The sequence below is a fragment of the Streptomyces sp. NPDC004561 genome (assembly GCF_053602155.1).
Genome location: NZ_JBSGDB010000572.1, coordinates 1 through 5,169, shown reverse-complemented (window position 1 = coordinate 5,169; position 5,169 = coordinate 1). Strand labels below are relative to the sequence as shown.

The following is a 5,169-nucleotide window of genomic DNA, read 5'->3' as shown; positions in this document are numbered from 1 at the left end:
AAGGCGCCGTCGCGTTCGATGAGGTCCGACTCGCCCTGGCGGTACCCTCGCAGGGTCTTGAGCTGGTCTGCTGGGCGCCCGGGTGGTGGCCGTGCCGGTGAGCAAGGTGCTGCATCTGAAGTCCATCGCCTGTTGCGAGGCCGTCGGCAGGCGCAGTGCCAGGGTGGCCGCGGCCTCCACGATCCGCAGCCGCGCCGGGATGCCGCGCTCGGCGGCCAGCCGCTCCCGCAGCACCGCGGCGGCCCTGTCGGCGTCGTCGAGGAAAAGCCCGATCCCTGGGATCGCGGCCAGGCGCACGTCCGGGTCGGGGTCGCGGGCGAGTTCGGCGAACTCCGAACCCCGCTCGCGCAGGAAGGCGACGGCCTGCGCGCAGCCCGTCGGGGGGTAGTACTCGATCTCGGTGCCGTCGTCCTCGAAGCCCCGGTCGAGGGACTCCCGGCCGATGCTGACCAGCAGTGCGACGATGGCGGCCCGGTCGGGCGTGGCGCCGTCGGCGGCCAGCGCGGACAGGAAGGGCAGGCTGGCTGCCGTGGGCGGGTACACGCTGCCCTGGTGGTGGACGGCGCTGTAGAAGCGGTCGAGGGCCTTGTGGCGTTCCTCGGCGTCCGGGGAGCGTCCCGGGACGGCCTCGTACGACACCGCTGCTCCCGGCAACCCTCCTGAGGTGGCTACTGAGAGCAACTCGGTCCCCATCCGCTGTTACAGGACAGGGACATAACACCGATGAACGCCCGCCCCTTCCGTGTCGTCCCTATAACTGACCATGCCAAACGGCATGTAGCTCTCTTCCGACAAGAAAAGCCACTCTCACTATGGAAAGGGATATATCTGTGATGATCTCGAAGCGGCGCTCTCTGCGTATAGCCGTCGTCGGCGCTCTGGGAGCCGCCTCTCTCGCCCTCGCGGGAACCGCGACGGCCGCCACCACGACCACGCACACCACGTCTCCCGTTGCCGTGGTGCAGAACGTCCAGGCCGCCAAGGCCGGCATCACCGCCACGCCGTCGACGACCTCGGTCCGGGCCTGGCAGCTGTTCCGGGTCACCGGCAAGACCACCGGCATCAAGGCCGGCAGCAAGGTGACCCTGCAGCAGAAGCAGCACGGCACGTGGGTCTCCCTGCCCGCGTCCGTCCCCGTGTCGCGCAACGGCTCCTACTCGCTGCGCGTCAAGCTAGGCCTCAAGGGCAAGAACGACCTGCGCATCGTCAACGGCAAGACGGCCTCGCCGGTCTTCAACGTCACGGTCCACTGAACCACGCCGCCCGCCACCTCGGCCCGGGTCGAACCGCCGCTCGCCGCAACGCGGTTCGGCCCGGGCCCGAGTGGCGGGCGGGCAGCACCAGCTCGATGGGAGGCCGGCGGGCGGTGATGCTGCCGGCGTCGACCGGCGGGAACACGGTGCCGGTGATCGCGCCTGCTCCAGGCCGACGAGTACACCGACCTGGATGTGATCCATGTGATCCATGTGATCCATGTGATCCATGTGATCCATGTGATCCATGTGATCCAAGGCTCGGCCAGCCCTTCACCCGCTGGTCCGTCAGACCCGTGCCCTCCACGCCTACCTGCGCCGACCGCCGACGCCCGCCGCCCCGACGTCCTCGCCGCGAGCACGCCCGCCGCAGCGAGAAGGGCATCCGGTGGTTTTGGCCGTCCGGCGACCTGGTGGAGGGACCGGAGGCCGCCCGCGCTCGGCGGCGCGCTGGTCTGGGTGGTGGAACTCGCCTGGGACTCGCACGTGCGCGACGGGCGGGCACGGCTTCGCTGGGCGAAGCTGAGGGCGTGACCAATCGTAGCGAGCGCCCGGTGAGTGCTGAGCAGATCTCCGCAGCGTTGGCCGCTCTGGCGGCTGAGCCGGTGCCAGATGAGGAGAAGCGAACCGAGGGGCCGCAGGAAGAAGACCGCCTGCACCTGCTGGGCAGTCTGCTGGCGAAGACGGAACTCGAGATCACCGCGGCAACCCGCCTGACCGAGGAAGGTGAGATCGAGGACGTCCTTGAGACGTTGCTCGGCTGGAAGGAGCAGGTAGGTGATCCCGGCCTCGCGGTCAACGTCCTGACGAACCGGCTGCAGCGCACCGCGGTGCAGGTCTCCGAACCGGAGGCGGAAGAACTGCCACCCGGCAGAGAGGCTGCCTTCGCCGCCGTCATGACGGCGGTGTACACCCTCGGCGCTCAGCTGCACGCCGAACGCGGCGATACGGAGGGAACGCGACACGCTCTGAGCGGGGCGGAAGAAGCCCTCATCGATGTCCTGCAAGGCATCCATGACCTGCGCGTCGCCATCGGTGACGCGCCCGAACCGCAGGACCAGGCCGGCAACTGACCCGCAAGTGCACGAGCTGCTGCGGCCGGCGGCAAACCTGCCGATCAGTTGTGCGAGTCGGGCCGGGATGGCCTGGCAGGGGCCTCGGGGTTCACGGGGTTCACGGGGTGAGTTGTTTGGCGATCCTCAGGAGTTCGGCTTCGCGGAGGTCCTGATCCGTGGTGTTCACGATGAACGTGTAGGTCCCGTTCGTCCATGTCACGGTGTTATTGGTGTTCGGGGCGAGCCCACCGGCCCACCCGTAGACGGACTCCGGAGTGTCTGCGGCATTCACTGTGAGCTTTCCGGCGATTTGCGTGATGCTCAGAGACGCCTCGTCCGAGGCGCGGTGGTAGAAACGGGTCCAGGCGGCACCCGAGCGCTGGGGCCGAAAGAAAGACGGCAGCAGGTCGTGCTCGCTGGAGCCGCTCCACTGCACGTGAGTGGCCGACGAATAGCCCGGGGGGAGATATCGCGGATTGGCCAGCCGCTTCTCGTCAAAGGCCGAGATGGTCCAGCCGTTACCGGCATCTATCAGCCGTCGTGTCCCTAGCGGTGACTGCAACGTCGCGGTGATCTGCTCGTCGATGCTGTTGCAGTGGGGCCGGAGATCGACATCGCTTTCCTGCAGTTCCAAGGTGACGGAATCGCGGGATTCGCTTGCCACCAGGAGTGGCGGGTCCTGCTGGCATGGGGCCCGGCTGTTCAGGGTGGTGATGGTGCGGCCGTCACCGCTCACCAGTACCTCGCCCAAGGCCCCCTCTCCATGCCGGTGGTCCTTCATGATCCATGCAGTAACGGCAATGGCGAGAGCAGCCCCTACGGCAACCATCAATGTGATGCCTAGGGTCCGTTGGAGCCTTTTCGGGTTCACGGTCGTGCTCCAAGGTGGGCGAGCCGGCTCTCTGGCTTCATTAGTGGAGGGCACGGCTCACCAAGGTGCGGTGCCAGGCCGTACGGGTTGCGGTGAGCGTAGCCTGGCTCACCGCCACTGGACCCTCTGTCTCTCACATGACCCGGACTGACATCCAAGCTTCGACCCCGACGCTGAGGATCTCGCGGCGCTGGACGATCTGAAGACAGGCAAGCGAATCGGCCCGGACCCCGCCGGTTTCGACCGGAACGAGGCAGGCAGCCCGGAACAGAGGGGCGGGCAGTACGGCCCACTGACCCGCCCCATGCATTCCGTCACCCCAGGGGCCGCTGGACCGCTTTCTTCACGGCCTGCTCTGGCTCGTACCGGTTGCGCGCAGCCACCTCGGCGTACGTGGTCATGGCTGTCGACGTGGCCTGGGACACCTCGCGCCGACGGCGCCTCTGAGCCTCGTACCCGTCACGGGTGAGCCCGCGGGCTTCGCATGCTCCTGTTCGGCGGACCGGGCCCGGACGACGGGCCGGGATCAGTTGTCGACGACGCCGGAGGCCGCGATCTCGACCTTGGCCTTGGGGGAGCCGGACTGCGAGCCCAGGGACTCGATCTGGTCGACGAGCTCCTGGCCCTCGATGACCTCGCCGAACACGACGTGCTTGCCGTCGAGCCAGGGGGTGACGACGGTGGTGATGAAGAACTGCGAGCCGTTGGTGTTGCGGCCGGCGTTCGCCATCGACAGCAGGTACTTGCGGTCGTGCTTCAGCTCGAAGTTCTCGTCCTCGAACTTCTCACCGTAGATGCTCTTGCCACCGGTGCCGTTGTGGTTGGTGAAGTCACCGCCCTGCAGCATGAACTGGGGGATGATGCGGTGGAAGCCCGAGCCGGCGTAGCCATAGCCGTTCTGGCCGGTGGCCAGCTCACGGAAGTTGCGCGCGGTCTTCGGGACGACCTTGTCGAAGAGGTTGAAGACGATACGGCCGGCGGGGGCGCCGTTGATGTTGATGTCGAAGTAGACGTTACTCATGGGGCTCATCCTGTCACTACGGTGTCGGCCGTGCCGAACGGCCCCGCCGGTCACCGGACGTCCAGGTCGTGCCGAGCGTCGGGCGCGGTGAGGTCGTACGGCTGGGTGCGGCCGCGTCAGGTGCGCTGCGGCCCGTACTCAATAGGCGGGGCGGAGCCGCCGCAGCATGGACAGGTACCGCGCTGGGCAGCGGGCCTGGCGCCGATCCGGGCCCGGGCAATCGACGCCCCGGACGCCGCAGCGAGGGCTGAGTGGCGTCGGCTGATGCGGCTGCGGTGTGGGCCGGGGCTGCCGTGTGGGTGAGGCGCCCGTGTGGCAGCTGCCGAGCAGGGCGGCCGAACAGAATAGTTCTCTGCGAACGCAGGATCGGATTCAGGGTGCGGACCCGGAAGGATGCGTCGTGGACAATTCTTTGCTGGACCAGATCGAAGCAACCGTCGGCAGGGGGAAGGTCGTCGTCTCGGCGGACGACGACGCGGTCGTGGCCCTCGTGCAGGACACCATCAAGAGCGGCAGGACCGCTTCCTTCTATCTGTCGCGTGAGCAGGCGCGCACCCTCCTGGATCTGCACTGGACACCCGAGCTCGTCAAGGCCTCCCGGCTCGAACCGGTGTCGGCCGAGGAGAAGGCGCGGATCGAGTCCGAGCTGGGGATCGCGGACATCGGTGCCTTCCGGTTCGGGCGCTTCGCGTGCAAGCAGGGCCACGAGTTCGGCGCGTTCGACTTCCTGCAGCACGGAATCCGGGAACACGGGCTGGACGCGGTGAAGGCGATCTTCGAGCTGAAGAACGCGGCCTTCCTCCGTGTCAACCCGTACTTCGTCGTCAACTGCGCCACCTGCGACCAGGCGATGGAGGGCGGCATCACGTACGAGGGCGACACCTACGGCGGGTGCTCCTACCCGGACCCTCCGATCTGCGTGTAGCCGGCTCCGGCCTCGGCCCGGTGCGCCACGGCACCAGCCGTGGC

At 67.9% G+C, this 5,169-nt stretch carries 5 protein-coding genes and 1 pseudogene; 3 read left to right on the top strand and 3 right to left on the bottom strand.

Going from position 1 to position 5,169, the window contains the following annotated elements:
• A pseudogene (locus ACWEN3_RS41010) lies at nt 1-639 on the bottom strand (hypothetical protein); the annotation flags it as partial.
• A gap of 194 nt (nt 640-833) precedes the next feature.
• Here ACWEN3_RS41010 and ACWEN3_RS41005 point away from each other — a divergent pair.
• Nucleotides 834-1,253 carry a hypothetical protein gene (locus ACWEN3_RS41005; protein WP_452982176.1) on the top strand — a complete coding sequence of 140 codons (420 nt, stop codon included), beginning with the start codon at nt 834-836 and terminating at the stop codon, nt 1,251-1,253.
• A 530-nt stretch (nt 1,254-1,783) separates the two neighbouring features.
• Entirely contained in the window at nt 1,784-2,326 is a 543-nt protein-coding gene (locus ACWEN3_RS41000; protein ID WP_452982173.1) for a hypothetical protein, read from the top strand.
• Between the two features lie 100 nt (nt 2,327-2,426).
• On the opposite strand, the gene ACWEN3_RS40995 is transcribed toward ACWEN3_RS41000, so the two are convergent.
• The gene (locus tag ACWEN3_RS40995) at nt 2,427-3,059 is read right to left on the bottom strand and encodes a hypothetical protein (protein ID WP_452982171.1); all 633 of its coding nucleotides are present in this window, start codon (nt 3,057-3,059) and stop codon (nt 2,427-2,429) included.
• A 646-nt stretch (nt 3,060-3,705) separates the two neighbouring features.
• Complete coding sequence (locus ACWEN3_RS40990; RefSeq protein ID WP_452982169.1) at nt 3,706-4,200, bottom strand: peptidylprolyl isomerase; 495 nt, start codon at nt 4,198-4,200, stop codon at nt 3,706-3,708.
• A 400-nt stretch (nt 4,201-4,600) separates the two neighbouring features.
• Between ACWEN3_RS40990 and ACWEN3_RS40985 the strand changes: the two genes are divergently transcribed.
• Complete coding sequence (locus tag ACWEN3_RS40985) at nt 4,601-5,125, top strand: hypothetical protein (RefSeq protein WP_452982166.1); 525 nt, start codon at nt 4,601-4,603, stop codon at nt 5,123-5,125.
• The last annotated feature ends 44 nt before the right edge of the window (nt 5,126-5,169 follow it).

Bases quoted from the DNA above. Each gene is read 5' to 3' on its own strand.
- ACWEN3_RS40990 (WP_452982169.1), bottom strand. From the start codon at position 4,200: ATGAGTAACGTCTACTTCGACATCAACATCAACGGCGCCCCCGCCGGC.
- ACWEN3_RS41005 (WP_452982176.1), top strand. From the start codon at position 834: ATGATCTCGAAGCGGCGCTCTCTGCGTATAGCCGTCGTCGGCGCTCTG.